Origin of the sequence: Streptomyces sp. NRRL F-5122, assembly GCF_001507435.1 — a bacterium.
Taxonomy (GTDB): domain Bacteria; phylum Actinomycetota; class Actinomycetes; order Streptomycetales; family Streptomycetaceae; genus Streptomyces; species Streptomyces lannensis.
This window is the reverse complement of sequence record NZ_LMWH01000139.1, coordinates 21,734-36,727: the sequence shown is the minus strand read 5'-3', so window position 1 is coordinate 36,727 and position 14,994 is coordinate 21,734. Positions and strand designations below refer to the sequence as shown.

The 14,994-nt window shown below is 70.5% G+C and carries 12 protein-coding genes; 6 read left to right on the top strand and 6 right to left on the bottom strand.

What is annotated here, in order from left to right:
• The first annotated feature begins 128 nt into the window (after positions 1–128).
• A complete protein-coding gene (locus ADL25_RS16325; RefSeq protein ID WP_059128464.1) occupies positions 129–866 on the top strand; it encodes a SigE family RNA polymerase sigma factor in 738 nt (245 codons plus the stop codon).
• Positions 867–1,048: 182 nt separating this feature from the next.
• Here the strand turns inward: ADL25_RS16325 and ADL25_RS16320 are convergent, their stop codons facing one another.
• Entirely contained in the window at positions 1,049–1,684 is a 636-nt protein-coding gene (locus ADL25_RS16320) for a uridine kinase family protein (RefSeq protein ID WP_234380939.1), read from the bottom strand.
• Between the two features lie 129 nt (positions 1,685–1,813).
• Here ADL25_RS16320 and ADL25_RS16315 point away from each other — a divergent pair, with 129 nt between their 5' ends.
• Positions 1,814–2,212: a hypothetical protein gene (locus tag ADL25_RS16315; RefSeq protein WP_059128462.1), complete on the top strand. Its 399-nt coding sequence runs from the start codon at positions 1,814–1,816 to the stop codon at positions 2,210–2,212.
• 80 nt (positions 2,213–2,292) lie between these two features.
• On the opposite strand, the gene ADL25_RS16310 is transcribed toward ADL25_RS16315, so the two are convergent.
• From ADL25_RS16310 to deoC, 3 genes are read right to left on the bottom strand one after another with little or no spacing between them, the layout of a single operon-like run.
• Entirely contained in the window at positions 2,293–3,213 is a 921-nt protein-coding gene (locus ADL25_RS16310) for an aldehyde dehydrogenase family protein (protein WP_059128461.1), read from the bottom strand.
• On the bottom strand, positions 3,206–4,636 hold the full coding sequence (locus tag ADL25_RS16305) for an aldehyde dehydrogenase family protein (RefSeq protein ID WP_059128460.1): 1,431 nt from the start codon (positions 4,634–4,636) through the stop codon (positions 3,206–3,208). The genes ADL25_RS16310 and ADL25_RS16305 overlap by 8 nt, the downstream gene beginning before the upstream one ends.
• A 6-nt stretch (positions 4,637–4,642) precedes the next feature.
• Complete coding sequence (gene deoC / locus ADL25_RS16300) at positions 4,643–5,638, bottom strand: deoxyribose-phosphate aldolase (RefSeq protein WP_059128540.1); 996 nt, start codon at positions 5,636–5,638, stop codon at positions 4,643–4,645.
• 147 nt (positions 5,639–5,785) lie between these two features.
• Here deoC and ADL25_RS16295 point away from each other — a divergent pair, with 147 nt between their 5' ends.
• A complete protein-coding gene (locus ADL25_RS16295; RefSeq protein WP_059128459.1) occupies positions 5,786–6,451 on the top strand; it encodes a PH domain-containing protein in 666 nt (221 codons plus the stop codon).
• Between the two features lie 480 nt (positions 6,452–6,931).
• On the opposite strand, the gene ADL25_RS16290 is transcribed toward ADL25_RS16295, so the two are convergent.
• Positions 6,932–10,402, bottom strand: coding sequence for a phosphodiester glycosidase family protein (locus ADL25_RS16290; RefSeq protein WP_059128458.1), 3,471 nt, complete (start codon positions 10,400–10,402; stop codon positions 6,932–6,934).
• Positions 10,403–11,243: 841 nt separating this feature from the next.
• Here ADL25_RS16290 and ADL25_RS16285 point away from each other — a divergent pair.
• Positions 11,244–11,639, top strand: coding sequence for a hypothetical protein (locus tag ADL25_RS16285; RefSeq protein WP_159044940.1), 396 nt, complete (start codon positions 11,244–11,246; stop codon positions 11,637–11,639).
• 509 nt (positions 11,640–12,148) lie between these two features.
• On the opposite strand, the gene ADL25_RS16280 is transcribed toward ADL25_RS16285, so the two are convergent.
• Complete coding sequence (locus tag ADL25_RS16280) at positions 12,149–12,913, bottom strand: hypothetical protein (RefSeq protein ID WP_059128456.1); 765 nt, start codon at positions 12,911–12,913, stop codon at positions 12,149–12,151.
• A 562-nt stretch (positions 12,914–13,475) separates the two neighbouring features.
• Here ADL25_RS16280 and ADL25_RS16275 point away from each other — a divergent pair.
• Positions 13,476–13,862 (top strand): DUF1508 domain-containing protein, encoded by a 387-nt coding sequence (locus tag ADL25_RS16275; protein WP_147318017.1) that lies wholly within the window; start codon positions 13,476–13,478, stop codon positions 13,860–13,862.
• 109 nt (positions 13,863–13,971) lie between these two features.
• Positions 13,972–14,982 carry a phosphate ABC transporter permease subunit PstC gene (pstC, locus tag ADL25_RS16270; protein WP_079050395.1) on the top strand — a complete coding sequence of 337 codons (1,011 nt, stop codon included), beginning with the start codon at positions 13,972–13,974 and terminating at the stop codon, positions 14,980–14,982.
• Positions 14,983–14,994 lie beyond the last annotated feature (12 nt).

Sequence of the window (14,994 nt, the reverse complement as noted above, 5' to 3'; positions counted from 1 at the left end):
CGCTGCGCACCGCCCCTGTGACAGGTCTGTGACAGTCGGCGGACACGGCGATGAAGTGGGCCGGGCAAGCTTTTCGACACAAGCAAGGCCGCACGGATGACCGGGGACTCCACGACGGGGGGCGCGAGATGAACACGCTGCACAGCACCAGCACGGGCGCAGTTGTCACGCGTCTGCACGATGTCACCCGGAACACCGAGAAGTCCGGTGCCGTGAGCGGGCGGGGGTGCGCTCGCGGCACCGGGCGTCAGCACACCGGTTACATCACGGTGGTTGACGCACGCACGGGGGAGGCTCACGGGGGAACCGCGTACGGGGAGACCTCGGGGGAGGGCCGTTCGGCGACCGAGGCGGAGTTCACCGCCTATGTCGAGGAGCGCCGCGCCTCCCTGTACGCAACCGCCTACCACCTGACCGGTGACCGCTTCGAGGCCGAGGACCTGCTGCAGAGCGCGCTGTTCTCGACGTACCGGGCCTGGGACCGGATCAGCGACAAGGCCGCCGTGGGGGGCTATCTGCGGCGGACGATGACCAACCTGCACATCAGCGCGTGGCGCCGCCGCAAGCTGAACGAGTACCCGACCGAGGAGCTGCCGGAGACCGCCGGTGACACGGACGCGATGCGCGGCACCGAACTGCGCGCCGTCCTGTGGCAGGCGCTGGCCCGGCTGCCCGAACTCCAGCGCACCATGCTGGTCCTGCGCTACTACGAGGGCCGCACGGACCCGGAGATCGCGGAGATCCTCGACATCAGTGTCGGCACGGTGAAGTCGAGCATCTGGCGGTCGCTCCGCCGGCTGCGCGAGGACGAGGTCCTCAGCTTCGGCCGTGACGAGGAGGAGTCCTTCGGGGAGCTTGTCGCCTGAGGGATCAGGGGCTCGGGGGGAGCCTCGCAGGGGGAATACGGGGGAGCGGCAACGGGGGGCCGCTGGGGGGGAACAACGGGGTCACGGGGGACCACGGGGGAAGTTCCACCACGGGGGGAGAGCGGGACTGGAGGGCCGGGGGGTCCGTCCAGTCCCGTTTTTCTTTGCGGCGGGTCAGGCGGTCAGGCGGCCGTGCGCAGCGATGCGCGCCGTCCCGCGGCCGCGGCGTCCAGCCGGCTCAGCGCCTCGTCCCGGCCGCAGGCGTGGGCGCCGAGGCCGGTCTGGCGGGCGACGATCGACCGTTCCGCCCGCATCAGCCGCCAGCCGCGACGCAGCAGGAACGGGACCGACTTGCGGCCCTCCTTGAGGTCGCGCACGAAGCGGCGGCGGAACGTGGTGACGGGACCGCGGGTCAGGCACAGCGCGTCGGCGAGGAGGCCGAGTTCCCTGCACCGCTCCACGACCTCGGCGGCGAAGACGCCCTCCGCGACGAAGACCGGCGTGCGGTCGAAGTGCAGTGTCTCCTCGCCCGTGCGCGCACTGCGCGCGATGTCGTACACCGGGATCGTCGTACGGCCCGTGGCGCACAGTTCGGCGATGGCCGCGACCGCGACGTCAGCGTCCCAGGACCGCGGGTGGTCCCAGTCGATGTCCGAACTCCCCTCCACCAGGGGCAGTGTCGGGTCGTCGCCCTCCTTGTAGAAGTCGTCGAGCCGCAGCACGGGGAGCCCGGAGAGGGCGGCGACGAGGGACTTGCCGGAACCGGAGGGGCCGCAGAGCAGCACAACGCGGGCGGGGGCCGGGGGATGAGGACTCACGAGACACCAGTCTGACGCATTGCGTCCACCTGGCCGACCCCGCGGGTCGACGTTTGGAGCACAGATCACACCTCAACTACCCTGTGTGCCGACATGATTACCTTGAGCACGGAGAAGGTGGCAGCAGCCATGGCACGACACGCTTCCCCCAGGAACCCCGCCGTCCGGCGGACTCTCGTCGCCCTGGCGACCACGGGCGCCGCACTGGCGGCGGGTGCGGCCACGGCGTCGGCGGACTCCGCTCCGGTCCTGGACGGGGCGGCGCGGCCCGCGTCGCTCGGCCACACCGACCCGCAGGCGGCGCTGTCGGCGCTGACCGGGACCGTGGGACACGCGACCGGTCCGGTCGCGGGCCTCAAGCCCAACCCGCTGGCGGGTACGGGAGTCGACCCGCTCGACAACGGAGTCGCCACCCAGGTCGCCGACTTCGCGCCGCTGTCCTCACAGGCCCTGACCCGGCCGGTGGCGCAGGCGCCGTCGCTGGGCGGTGTGCCGCTGCTCGGACAGGTGCTCGGCGCGGTGCACTGAGCGGTTGTGCGCGGCCCGGACGGCGGAGAGCCGCGTTTCCCCGAGACGGCGGGGCAACGCGGCTCTTCGGTTCTCGGGCGTCAGTACGACGAACCGGACGCGCCCAGCGACCCCGTGGGGTGCCAGACCGTCTTCGTCTCCAGGAAGGCCGTCAGTCGCTCGGTGCCCGGAGTCGCCGAGTAATCCACAGGCTGTGGACGAAGAACGCGCTTCAGATTGTCCGCCGCGGCGATCTCCAGCTCCTTCGCCAGCACCTCGTCGGCGCCGGCCAGGTCGATCGCGTTGACGTCCTGGTGGGCGGCGAGTGGCGCCGCGATCTCCGTCGTACGGCCGGAGAGGACGTTGACAACTCCGCCCGGCAGGTCGGAGGTGGCCAGGATCTCCCCGAGGGAGAGGGCCGGGAGCGGGGACTTCTCGCTCGCGATCACCACCGCCGTGTTGCCGGTCGCGATCACGGGGGCGATCACCGAGACCAGTCCCAGGAACGAGGAGTCCTGCGGGGCGAGGACCACGACCACCCCCGTGGGCTCGGGGGAGGAGAGGTTGAAGAACGGGCCCGCCACCGGGTTGCCGCCGCCGACCACCTGGGCGATCTTGTCGGTCCAGCCCGCGTACCAGACCCAGCGGTCGATCGCCGCGTCGACGACCGCAGCCGCCTTGGCCTTCGACAGGCCCTCGGCGTCGCCGACCTCCCGTACGAACTGGTCCTTGCGGCCCTCCAGCATCTCCGCGATGCGGTACAGGATCTGGCCGCGGTTGTACGCCGTCGCGCCCGACCAGCCGCCGAACGCCTTGCGTGCGGCGACCACCGCGTCACGGGCGTCCTTGCGGGAGGACTGCGGTGCGTTCGCCAGCCAGTTGCCCTTGGAGTCCGCCACCTCGTACACCCGGCCGCTCTCGGAACGCGGGAACTTCCCGCCGACGTACAGCTTGTAGGTCTTCAAGACCGAGAGCCGTTCGAACTTCTCGGACTTCTCGCTCTTCTCGGACTTCTCAGACATCGAGGTACGCCTCCAGGCCGTGGCGACCGCCCTCGCGGCCGAAGCCCGACTCCTTGTAGCCGCCGAACGGCGAGGTCGGGTCGAACTTGTTGAACGTGTTGGACCAGACGACACCGGCGCGCAGCTTGTTCGCGACGGCCAGGATCCGGGAGCCCTTCTCCGTCCAGATGCCGGCGGAGAGGCCGTACTGGGTGTTGTTGGCCTTGGCCACGGCCTCTTCCGGTGTGCGGAAGGTGAGGACGGACAGCACCGGGCCGAAGATCTCGTCGCGGGCGATGGTGTGGGCCTGGGTGACGTTCGTGAAGAGCGTCGGGGCGAACCAGTAGCCGGAGGAAGGGAGTTCGCACGCGGGGGACCAGCGTTCGGCGCCCTCCGCCTCGCCCTGCTCGGCGAGCGCGGTGATCCGGGCCAGCTGCTCGGCGGAGTTGATCGCGCCGATGTCGGTGTTCTTGTCCAGCGGGTCGCCGAGGCGCAGGGTCGACAGCCGGCGCTTGAGGGACTCCAGCAGCTCGTCCTGGATCGACTCCTGGACCAGAAGGCGGGAGCCCGCGCAGCAGACCTGGCCCTGGTTGAAGAAGATGCCTGTCACGATGCCCTCGACGGCCTGGTCCACGGGTGCGTCGTCGAAGACGACGTTGGCACCCTTGCCGCCCAGTTCGAGGGTGAGCTTCTTGCGGGTGCCCGCGACCGTGCGCGCGATCTCCTTGCCGACGGCCGTGGACCCGGTGAAGGCGACCTTGTTCACGTCCGGGTGCGCGACGAGCGCGGCGCCCGCGTCGCCGTAGCCCGGAAGGATGTTGACGACACCCTTGGGCAGGCCCGCCTGCCGGCAGATGTCCGCGAAGAACAGGGCCGACAGGGGCGTGGTCTCCGCGGGCTTCAGCACGACCGTGTTGCCCGTCGCCAGCGCCGGGGCGATCTTCCACGCCAGCATCAGCAGGGGGAAGTTCCAGGGGATGACCTGTCCCGCGACACCCAGCGGCCGCGGGTCGGAGCCGAAGCCTGCGTGGCCGAGCTTGTCGGCCCATCCGGCGTAGTAGAAGAAGTGCGCGGCGACCAGGGGCAGGTCGGCGTCGCGCGTCTCCTTGATCGGCTTGCCGTTGTCCAGCGTCTCCAGGACCGCGAGCTCACGGCTGCGCTCCTGGATGATGCGGGCGATACGGAAGAGGTACTTCGCGCGCTCGGAGCCGGGCAGCGCCGACCACTTCTCGAAGGCCTTGCGGGCGGCCCTGACCGCGCGGTCCACGTCCGCCTCGCCGGCCTGGGCGACCTCGGAGAGGACCTCCTCGGTGGACGGGCTGACGGTCTTGAAGACCTTGCCGTCGGCCGCCTCCGCGAACTCGCCGTCGATGAACAGGCCGTACGAGGGCGCGATGTCGACGACCGCGCGGGACTCGGGTGCGGGTGCGTATTCGAAAGCCATGGAGGATCAGTCCACCGTCACGTAGTCGGGACCGGAGTAGCGGCCGGTGGCCAGCTTCTGGCGCTGCATCAGCAGGTCGTTCAGGAGGGAGGAGGCGCCGAAGCGGAACCAGTGGTTGTCCAGCCAGTCCTCCCCCGCCGTCTCGTTGACCAGGACCAGGAACTTGACGGCGTCCTTCGAGGTGCGGATGCCGCCGGCCGGCTTCACACCGACCTGGACCCCCGTCTGCGCGCGGAAGTCGCGGACGGCCTCCAGCATGAGGAGGGTGTTCGCGGGCGTGGCGTTCACCGCCACCTTGCCGGTCGAGGTCTTGATGAAGTCGGCCCCGGCCAGCATGCCGAGCCAGCTCGCCCGACGGATGTTGTCGTACGTCGACAGCTCGCCGGTCTCGAAGATGACCTTCAGCCGGGCGGAGGTCCCGCAGGACTCCTTCACGGCGACGATCTCGTCGTACACCTTCATGTACCTGCCCGCGAGGAACGCCCCGCGGTCGATGACCATGTCGATCTCGTCCGCACCCGCCGCCACGGCCTCGCGCACGTCGGCCAGCTTCACGTCGAGCGCGGCGCGGCCCGCCGGGAAGGCGGTGGCGACGGACGCGACCTTCACACCGGAGCCCGCGACGGCCTCCTTCGCGACGGCCACCATGTCCGGATAGACACAGACGGCCGCGGTCGTGGGGGTCGTGCGGTCCGTCGGATCGGGGTGGACCGCCTTGGCGCCGAGCGCCCGGACCTTGCCCGGGGTGTCCGCGCCTTCCAGCGTCGTCAGGTCGACCATCGAGATGGCGAGGTCGATGGCGTACGCCTTCGCGGTGGTCTTGATGGAACGGGTGCCGAGCGAGGCGGCGCGCGCCTCCAGGCCGACCGCGTCGACGCCGGGCAGCCCGTGCAGGAACCGGCGCAGCGTGCTGTCGGACGCGGTGACGTCCGCCAGAGCGGTGGGGGTACCACCCTGCTCGCGCGGGGCCGAGAGCTTGGGGGAGGATGCAGAGGTGGGCATGGTCACCAGCCGAGCATATCTACGCGCGTAGCGGCTGTACAGCCCCCCGAGGTCCCGGATACGGACCGGACACGGGCCCGCATCATGTCGTGCCGCGCCCGGGACCGCCTGGGAGGTACGGGGTGACCGTCGGGCAGAATCGGTTTCATGACGACCCCGGAACACCAGCCGCCCGCGCCGGACCACTCGGCACCCGAGTCCCGGGACCGTGTCTACCGGTCGCCGGCCGGCATCGCGGCCGGTGTGCTGCTGCTCGCCATCGCGCTCTGGCTCGGCATCGACGCGCTGGTCTCCGCCCACGGCCGCACACCCTGGCTGGCGCTGGCCGCCTTGATCCTGGTGCTGCCGACGTTCGCCGCCTTCACCGTGCGCCCGGCCGTCTTCGCGAACGACGAGCGGCTGCGCATCCGCAATCCGCTCCGGGTGATCGTGCTGCCCTGGGGCTCGGTGGCGTCGCTCCAGTCCGGCTACTCGAACGAGGTCGTCGCCACGTCCGGTACCAAGTTCCAGCTGTGGGCGATTCCCGTCTCGCTGCGCGCCCGCAAGAAGGCGGCGCGGCAGCAGAGCATGGCCGCCGCGCGTGCGGCCGGCGCGGCGTCGGGCGGCCGTTCGCGCGGGCGGTCCTCCGCCCTCCCGGACAAGCCCACCCGCGCCCAGACCGACCAGGTCATGGACGAACTGAGGGAACTGTTCGAGACCCATGGCGCGTCCGAGCGCGCCCAGGGCGAACCGAGCGTGCGCTGGGCGTACGAGATCATCGGCCCGGCGGTGGCCGGCGCGGTCCTGCTGGCGGTTCTGCTGGCGATCGGCTGACGGCGACTGCTTCCGGGTCCGTGTCCGGACCCGGACGGCGAGGCCGCGGGCGCCCGAGGGCGCCTACGGGTGGTGGTCCGGAGAACCCACGGTCGGGTGGCCGTGGGTTTTTTGCGCCCTGGGTCGTGTTCATGAGGTGGCCGCGGCCGTCCGGGTGCTCCGGTACGAGGAACGGCCGAGGCCGGCACCTGCGCGGCGGGCCGCGGCTGGAAGGGCTCCCGCGCCGGACGGGGAGGCCGTGGGCAGGGCGCCGTCCGGGTGGTGGTCCGGAGAACCCACGGCTGGGCGGCCGTGGGTTATCCGCGTTCCGGGCCGTGCTCACGGGGGTGCCGGTACCCGGCCGGCCGCTCCGGAGCGAGGAACGGCATGGCGCCGTCGGGGCGGGACATGCCGAGGGCCGGCACCTGGGTGCCGACCCTCGGTCGGACGGGCTCCCGCGCCGGACGGCGCGGGAGCCGATTCACAGCGGTCGCACGGCTGTCAGTGGTGCGAGCCCGGCACGACCTGGATGGTGTTCGAGGTCGTGATCGGTGCGAGCGAGCTCTCGTCCGTGTAAGGGCGCATCGAGTCGTTCGTCACCGATATGGTCACCGAGCCGCGGCGCAGGCCCGTCAGTGTCCGGGTCCGCGGGTCGAAGATCGCGACCTTGCCCTTGTGTCGGGCAGCCTCGACGGCCTCCTTCCCGCTGCCGATCGCCAGGTTGGAGGAGCCGCTCCAGTCGACCGACATCGGGTACCGCAGCGGCACCGTGCGCGTGCCCGCCGACACTCCCTGCGGCTGCACGATGCTGCCCGAGAGCTGGGCCGTCCCGCCGATCTCGAGGGAGTCCGGGGTGTTGAGCGTGATGGACTGCGCGAAGGCATGCACGTCGGCCTCGACCCACTGCTGCTTCGCGGTCCGCCGGGAGTCGACCGACCAGTCGACCCATCCGGTGAAGCCGCCGCGGTCGGGCGTGCCGTACGGGTCCTTGCCCGACGACGGCAGCACCATGTACGGCACACCCTCGAGCCGGTGCACGTCGGTGATCTGGGCGTGGGAGCCGACCATCGCGGCGCCCTTGCCCGTGGAGTTCCGGAAGTCCGTGAGCATGTGCTCCACGAGCGCGGCCTCGTCGCGGTCGCCGAGCTGGCTGGACTTCGCGTCGCCGGGGTCGTCCACCGGGTGGTGGGCGAACACCATCACGTTACGGACCGACCGGTCCTTCTCGGCGTCGGCGAGCGCCTGCTGCAGCATCGGGAGCTGGTCCCAGGCCGTCCCGCGCAGCGACCCGAGGGAGCTGGCGAGCAGGATGAACCGGGTGCCCTTGTGGTCGAACGTCCGGTACGGCTTGCCGAACTCCTCGGTGAAGTTCGTCAGGTCCGACTGGACGTTGTCGAGGCCGTAGGACTCGTGGTTGCCCGGCACGTAGTAGCACGGGACGGAGCCGGCCTTCGGGTCCGGAGTGCTGTTCTCCGCCGGCTCCCGGCCGACACCGATGAGGTCGCACCCGGCGTCGGTGAGCACCTTGCGGGCCAGGGTGAGGTCCTGCGGCAGACCGCGGTCGGTGATGTCGCCGTTCAGGACGATCAGGTCCGGACGGGTCGTGCGGATCCGCTGGATGGCGGCCGTCGCGACCTGGGTGAGTGCCGGGTCGTCGGCCGTGAACTGTACGTCCGACAGCGTGGCGAACTGCCATGTGCCGCGGCCGTCGGGCAGCGAGCCGTCGTCGGAGACGAGCGGGTCGGGCCGCAGGCCGGGCTGGGCGGGCAGGTCGATCGCCGTCGGGACGTCGGCCTCGATGCGGTCGAGGACGAACGTGCCCGCCTTCTGCTGGGCGACATTGGTGTTGATGCCCTGGAAGCCCGAGATCGAGATCGGGAACGCCGTGCTCGCCGGCAGCGTGAACGTCGCGTATTGCCAGTCGCTGCTCGCCGTCAGGGCGGTGCCGTAGACGCCGCCGCTCTTGCCGGCAGCGTCGACATAGCCGAGGTAGGTCAGACCGCTGGGCACGCTGATGCTCGACTTGATCCGCACCCGTACGCGCAGCGGCTGGCCGGGCACCGGGACGCGCTGGGCCGACGAAGCCGCCGCGATGCCCACGTTGCGCATCGCGTTGAAGTCGATCCGCAGGCCGTCGGGGTCCGCCGAGAACTGCGTGGCCGCGGTGCTGTTGTTGCGCCAGCGGGCGAGCACGTCGTCGTCGAAGTCGTAGACCGTCCTGGTCTGCACGCCGACCGTGATGGGCAGCTTCACCGATTTGCCACCGGCCGAGACCGTGAGGATCGTGCCCGCGGCGGTGAGGGGGGTGATCTTCAGCTTGCCGTTCACGGACTTGATGTCGACGACACTGTGGTCGTAGTCGAGCGAGAGGTCCTGCGGGTCGAGCGGAGCCGTATAGCCCTCGGCGTCGCGGCCGGTCACCGAGACGGTGACAGCGTTGTCAGACGTCGCGTCGGCGATCGACAGACGCTGCGACGACAGCTCCACGCCGTCGACCGGGCCGAGGACGGTGACCTTCTCGTGCGCCTTCTCAGGGCCCACGTGCGCGTCGACCGTGATCGTGCCGTCGGCCTCGGCCGGTGCCCTGAGGGTGCCTGCCGGGACCGGCGCGCCGTGTGCCGACCACCGTACGGACCTCGGGTCGAGCTTCACCGGCGTCTCGTGGTCGTCGACGCCCTCCGCGACGAGCGCGCGGTGCATCCCGGGGAAGACCTTCACGTTCCCGTCGGCCGCCGCCGCACCCGGTGCGGGCTTGACGAGGAGGCGGTGCAGTCTGCCGTCACCCTTCGCGACGAACACGCCCACGCCGTTGGGGTCGTTGCGCTCGTGGCCGTCGGAGGGCACGTTGCGGACGGTCGCGGTGTCCTCGCCGAGCGCGCGGGCGACCATCGTGGTCGAGCCGCCGCCGTCGAGGTTGACCGCGGTCTCCACGCCCATCGCGGCGAGGTCGCGCGCCTCCTTGTCGATACCGACGCCGCCCTTGCCGGTGCCGCCAGGGCCGTCCCAGGTGGCGAGCACGAGCGTCTTGCCGCCGTTCTTGAAGCCGAGCGCGGTGCGGGGGGCGATCGAGGTGTCGAGCCCCTTGACGACCTGTCCGCCGGACACGATGGTGCCGCCGTGGCCGAGCGCGAACTTCATCGTCCTGGCCGCGTGGTCGGCGAGCTGGTAGTCGAGCTTCACCGGGTCGCCGGGCTGCAGCGCGCGGATCGCGGTCGCCGCGGCGCCGCGGCCGACGAGCACGAAGCCGTCGTCCGGGATCGTCCCCGAGTCCGCGGGACCGTTCGGCGTGACCGACACGACCGAGCCGTTCCTGACCAGGACCTCGGCGATCTGGTCGTTGGACACGCCCGTCAGGCCGCGGTTGCGGCTGTAGTCGCCCCACGCGGACGTGAACGCGATCAGGCCGTCCGCGGGCACCCCGCCGCCGTTCGCGGCGTTGATGGACAGCACCTTGTGGTCCGCGCCCGTGAAGTTGGCGGTCGCGTCGACCGTGAGGTCCACGAGCTGGGCGATGCCGTCCTTGCTGACGCCGACGTGCTGACGGCCGCCGATGTCGGCGGTCTTGACCAGCTTGCCGTCCTGGACCTCACCACCGAGTGCCGCGTTGGAGTTGCCGATGTCGAAGAACTCGCCGTTGACGCCCGCGACGGCGCCGGCCTTGTCGGCGGCCTCGCTGAGCGGCCCGCCGGACGAGACCGGTCCGGAGGTCAGCAGATCCGTGCCGACAGCGCGGTCCGACAGGTCCACGGTCAGATACTGCGCGTCGTACCAGCCCTTCTGGTCGAGCGCCTTCACGTGCTGGATGTCGATCCCCGGACCGATCCTCTCGTCCGTGTTGACCAAGGGGATTCCGCCGGTGACGGGCGCGGGTCGACCGCCGTCCGCGTATGCGACGGCGGGTGCGGCCGCCAGTGCGGTCGCCGTGGCGAGCACCACCAGCAGGGGTCTCGCGCGCAGATGGTTCACGACCATCAACTTCATTGCAACCTCGGATCAGGAGGGGGAAACCGGAGGCAACGCCTCCGCTGCGCCCGCTTCTCGCGGGCGCCCGACCGATTACAGGGATCGACCAAAGAATGTGGGTGACACCATCACAAGCGCGTCGTGAACCCTGGCTGTGGAGCTGCGGCGGGTGGCGGTCGGCGGGACGAGTTCGCCGCGTCCGCCGCCGAGATGATGCCTCGTCAGGCACGGAGGAGTCGGTTCCGGCTCCGGGCGTGCAGTCTTCGGTCGCGTCAACGCGTCGTGTCGTGCGGGTTCTTGACGTCTACGCGGCGCGGGTACGGCCGCCGTCCGTCGGCGGACCCCCCGACTGTGCCCGAGGACGGTCGAGTTGGCACCCGCCCGCCGCACGGTCACGAAGCGGGGCCGCTCGGGAGTGCGAGGCGGCGAGTCGGCGTGTCGCTGCTCCGGCTCCGGCTGCGGACGGCACGCGGAGCCCGTCCGCCGCCGGCGTGCTCGGTGCCCCGGTCCGCGCACAAGTGAGGGGAGCCGCCGGGCTCATGACACCTCGTGTGCACGGGGATCCGATACGCGATCGTCCCTTGTCCCCGGCTCGATGCGGTCGTCAATGTCCCTCGTGCGCCATGAGGCCGGGTCCGCCCCTCTTTTGGCAACGTTGTCCGGCCGAGTGCAGCGAGCGCTTTCTCCTTGCCTTTCCTAGGGGTTTCCTAGGGACCACTTTGGTGTGAAGCGCGTTGCTTGCGGACGGATTCCCCTGTCAGGCCTCACCTACGGCTCAGTAGATTGCTGGTGCCGCCCCGCAAGGCCGTACCTGCGTTTTTACTCTTCGATGGGCGGCGGGGGTGGGGACATGGGGCAGTCCGGGGGAGCGGCGCGATCCGCCGCGCCCGTACTGGGAATGAGATGCCTGACGGACCTCGACGAGGAGGGCCGGTACGGCTGGCGGCTGGTGGCGTCCAACGGTCGCCCGGTCGCCGTCTCGGCGGCATCGTACGACACGCATGCACGCTGCCGCGCCGCCTTCGTCCGGCTGTGTGAACGGCACGCCGACATCGCCGGCGGGATCCAGCACAGCGCCGAGGGCGGGGGCTGGGTGTGGGTGCTCTGGGAGACCTCGGGCCGTCATCTGGCCCGGTCGGCACGCATGTACGAACGTCATGCCACGTGCCGCTCCTCGTATGAGCGGTTCCGGACGATGGTTCCCGAACTGGCCGCGGTCGGGCCGGAGTTATGGGGAGGGACCTGAGCGCGGTCCGGGCGCATTGGTTGGCATGCTCACGTAAATCATAGATGAACGTGCCGCTGCCCGCCGACCCCGGTCCTCCGGACCGCTCGGTGGAGGCGGCGCTGAGCTCCGGCGGCCTCGGGCGGACTACGGCGCCCTCCCCGTCGTGCACGGCCGGGGAACACCCCGGATCCTCGCCCGCACGGAATGTGGGCGGCATTTTTCCTCGGCGGGTCGGGTCGGCATGCGACCGGGCCCGCCGGCTTTTTGCGCGGCGGGGTCCCGGAAAGGCCGTGGCGTCACCGTGAGAACCGTGCCCGGAAAACGCGAACGGCACGCCGCAGCAGAATTCGGTGCGGCGTGCCCATGATAATCGCCGCTCGCTTTTGTGCGCCGGGATGTGTTCCTCCGCAGAGCGGATTCATCGCGAATTCGCTCGCCGGGAACCTCTTACTCGCCCCTTCGGGTGACCCCGTGCGGGTGCGGCGCCGGACAGCCCGCGCGGGTGCCCCGCGCCGCTTGTTCGGGACTCAGCGCACGTCGACGAAGTCGGCCGCGGAGACCGCGGCCGCGGTGTCGGCCGTGCCGGCGTAGACCCAGCGGTAGGAGCCGTCGGACGAAGCGCGGACGGTGGTGGAGACGGTGCCGTTCGCGGTGGTGCGGACGGTCTTGACGGTGGTGTAGTCGTGGCAGCCCTCGGCGCGGAACTGCAGCTGGACGGGCCGGCCCGCCTCGGCGGCGGTGTACGCGCCGGTCGCCCAGCCGGCGTGCTGCACGCCGCCCTTGACGGTGAGGATCTTGCCTCGCTTCACCGGCTCGGGGGTGGCGTCGACGGTCACCTGGGTGTCGCGCTGCACGGGGAAGGTGGCCGCGTTGTCGAGGCCCACCCCGTCGTTGTCGAGAGAGATCGCGTAGGCGCTGAGGCTCCAGGTGCCGGCCAGCGAGTCGTCGGACGGGTCGATCCCGGGCTTGAGAGTGAACGTCAGGGTGCAGGTGGTGGTGGTGTCGGTGGTCGGCCCGCAGGCCGCCGACGAGGGCACCGTGGCGTCCTGGTCGGCGTACGAGCCGTGGTACAGGGTGGCGTCGACCTGCTGGAGGCCGGCCGGGTCCGTCGCGGTGACCTCGACGGTGACGACTCTTTCGGTCGTGCCGACGACGACGGGCCGCCCGTCGTTGACGACCACGCTGGTGATGTCGGTGTCGCCGAACCTCTCGTCCGCGTGAGCGGCCGGAACGGCGAGGGCGGACAGGGCCAGGACGCCGGACGCAGCGGCGACAACTGAGCTAATACGCATGCGAATTCCCCAAGGTGAGTGCCACGGCCCGCCGATTTCCCCACGACGGGCCCGAATGACGTGTGCAGCGTAGTCATTCTGTGGAGATTTCGGAACGCTTTCTTCAAGAGAATGGAGTGAGCTGCGGATTCACTCTCGAAGGAAACAATGCCGAATATCCGGTGTTTCGATTTTTCGGGAAACCGAAGGAGAAATTCGATCCGAATTTCAGTCGACTCGGCGGCCACGGACCCGTACCGCGCCCGGGGGCGCCGCGCCCCGCGTCCGTGCGGCCGAGGCCGCGTGTCCGGTGTGTGTCCGGAGAGTCCCTCCGTCGGCCCGGCCCGGGCGTCCGGGACCGTAGTGAGCCCGGCCCGTCCGGCCGACAAGAGGTGTGGGTTCACCGAGCCGCGCATGCGCGCACTGAGTGAACGCGGGGCAACTTCCGCGCGAACCATGCCCTGCACACCCAACCGGAGTGACCACGCATCACTCCCGCCTCTTTACCCTGCGTGTGCTGCGTAAGCGCGCAACTGCGAACAACACATGCAACGTTTCCCGATATGAGGCAACAGGGGTGGGGATGGCAGCACCGAAGGGGGGCGCGGCCGTACGTGGCACGCGCTGCCACATGGACACCGACACCGGCGGGTCCTGCTCCTGGCGGCTCACCGCGTCGAACGGGCGGGTGATCGCCATGTCCGCCAGGCCGTACGCGGACTACGGCGAGTGTCGTGCCGGATTAGAGCAACTGTGCGCTGACATAGAGGAGTTACAGGGGGAGCTGCACCACTCCTCCGACGGCGCCGGCTGGGCCTGGCGGCTCCGCGACCGCAGTGGCGGGGTCGTGGCCGTGTCCCCGCGGCCCTATGAGCGGCACTCGACGTGCCAGACGGCGTACGACCGGTTCCGGTTGCTCCTCGCCGAAGTGGGATCGGGACGGACGACCCTGTGGGACGACGCAGAGTGACGCGGGATCACTACGCGTACGTCACCGGAAGTTGCCCCTAGGGGGCATCTCGTTCACATTCGTGTGCGGTGGTGTCCAACCCGCCCCAGAAGCCTCGTGGCACGTGACGATGCGAATATCTGAGCGGCCGGAGGCGCCGGCGGCCGAGCCTCCGAGACGTCTGTACCCGGACCCGGGCCTGACCGACCGCGCGTTCCGGGGCGTGCTGCGCGGCGGCGGTGCCTTCGTGCTAGCGATCATGCTGCTCGTCGGCGGCTTTCTGACGTACCGGGCCTGGCAGGCGCTGTCGGTCGCGCAGTGGGGCTTCATCACCACCGAGACCTGGGAGCCCGACGGCGGCAACTTCGGTATCGCGGCCGTACTCGTCGGCACGATCCTCATCGCGCTCGTCGCCATCGTCTTCGCGGTGCCGATGGCGCTCGGCACCGCGCTCTACATATCCGAGTACGCCCCGCCGACGATCCGCCAGACCCTCATCAGCGTCGTGGACCTGATGGCCGCCGTGCCGTCGGTGGTCTACGGCCTGTGGGGCCTGTTCTTCTTCCAGGGGCACGTGGTCACGCTGTCGCGCTGGATCTCCACGTACTTCGGCTGGATACCGATCTTCGAGGTCGACGGCGTCGATCCACGGGACCCGCTCGCCACCGCCACCGTCTTCACCTCCTCCACCTTCATCGCCGGCATGGTCGTGTCCCTGATGGTCGCGCCGATCATCTGCTCGGTGGTACGGGAGGTGTTCTCACAGGCTCCGGTCGGCGAGCGGGAGGGCGCCTACGCGCTCGGCGCGAACCGCTGGGGCATGATCCGCAGCGTCGTTCTGCCCTTCGGCAAGGGCGGCATGATCGGCGGCACCATGCTGGGCCTGGGCCGGGCGCTGGGCGAGACCATCGCCGTGTACCTGATCATCTCGCCGGTCTTCGTGATCCAGCCGCACATCCTGCAGAACGGCACCAGCTCGGTCTCCTCGCTGATCGCCCTGCGTTACGGCGAGGCGAGCGAGATGGGCATGTCGGCGCTGATGGCCGCGGGCCTCGCGCTGTTCCTGATGACCCTCGTCGTCAACTTCGTCGCGTCGTCGATCGTCGCCCGCAGCCGTTCCGGCGCGGCGAGCGACTCCTGAGGAGACCGAGCC

Coding starts and splice junctions, on each gene's coding strand:
- ADL25_RS16325 (WP_059128464.1), top strand. CDS start 129: ATGAACACGCTGCACAGCACCAGCACGGGCGCAGTTGTCACGCGTCTG.
- ADL25_RS16315 (WP_059128462.1), top strand. CDS start 1,814: ATGGCACGACACGCTTCCCCCAGGAACCCCGCCGTCCGGCGGACTCTC.
- ADL25_RS16310 (WP_059128461.1), bottom strand. CDS start 3,213: ATGTCTGAGAAGTCCGAGAAGAGCGAGAAGTCCGAGAAGTTCGAACGG.
- ADL25_RS16305 (WP_059128460.1), bottom strand. CDS start 4,636: ATGGCTTTCGAATACGCACCCGCACCCGAGTCCCGCGCGGTCGTCGAC.
- deoC (WP_059128540.1), bottom strand. CDS start 5,638: ATGCCCACCTCTGCATCCTCCCCCAAGCTCTCGGCCCCGCGCGAGCAG.
- ADL25_RS16295 (WP_059128459.1), top strand. CDS start 5,786: ATGACGACCCCGGAACACCAGCCGCCCGCGCCGGACCACTCGGCACCC.
- ADL25_RS16290 (WP_059128458.1), bottom strand. CDS start 10,402: ATGGTCGTGAACCATCTGCGCGCGAGACCCCTGCTGGTGGTGCTCGCC.
- ADL25_RS16285 (WP_159044940.1), top strand. CDS start 11,244: ATGGGGCAGTCCGGGGGAGCGGCGCGATCCGCCGCGCCCGTACTGGGA.
- ADL25_RS16280 (WP_059128456.1), bottom strand. CDS start 12,913: ATGCGTATTAGCTCAGTTGTCGCCGCTGCGTCCGGCGTCCTGGCCCTG.
- ADL25_RS16275 (WP_147318017.1), top strand. CDS start 13,476: ATGGCAGCACCGAAGGGGGGCGCGGCCGTACGTGGCACGCGCTGCCAC.
- pstC (WP_079050395.1), top strand. CDS start 13,972: ATGCGAATATCTGAGCGGCCGGAGGCGCCGGCGGCCGAGCCTCCGAGA.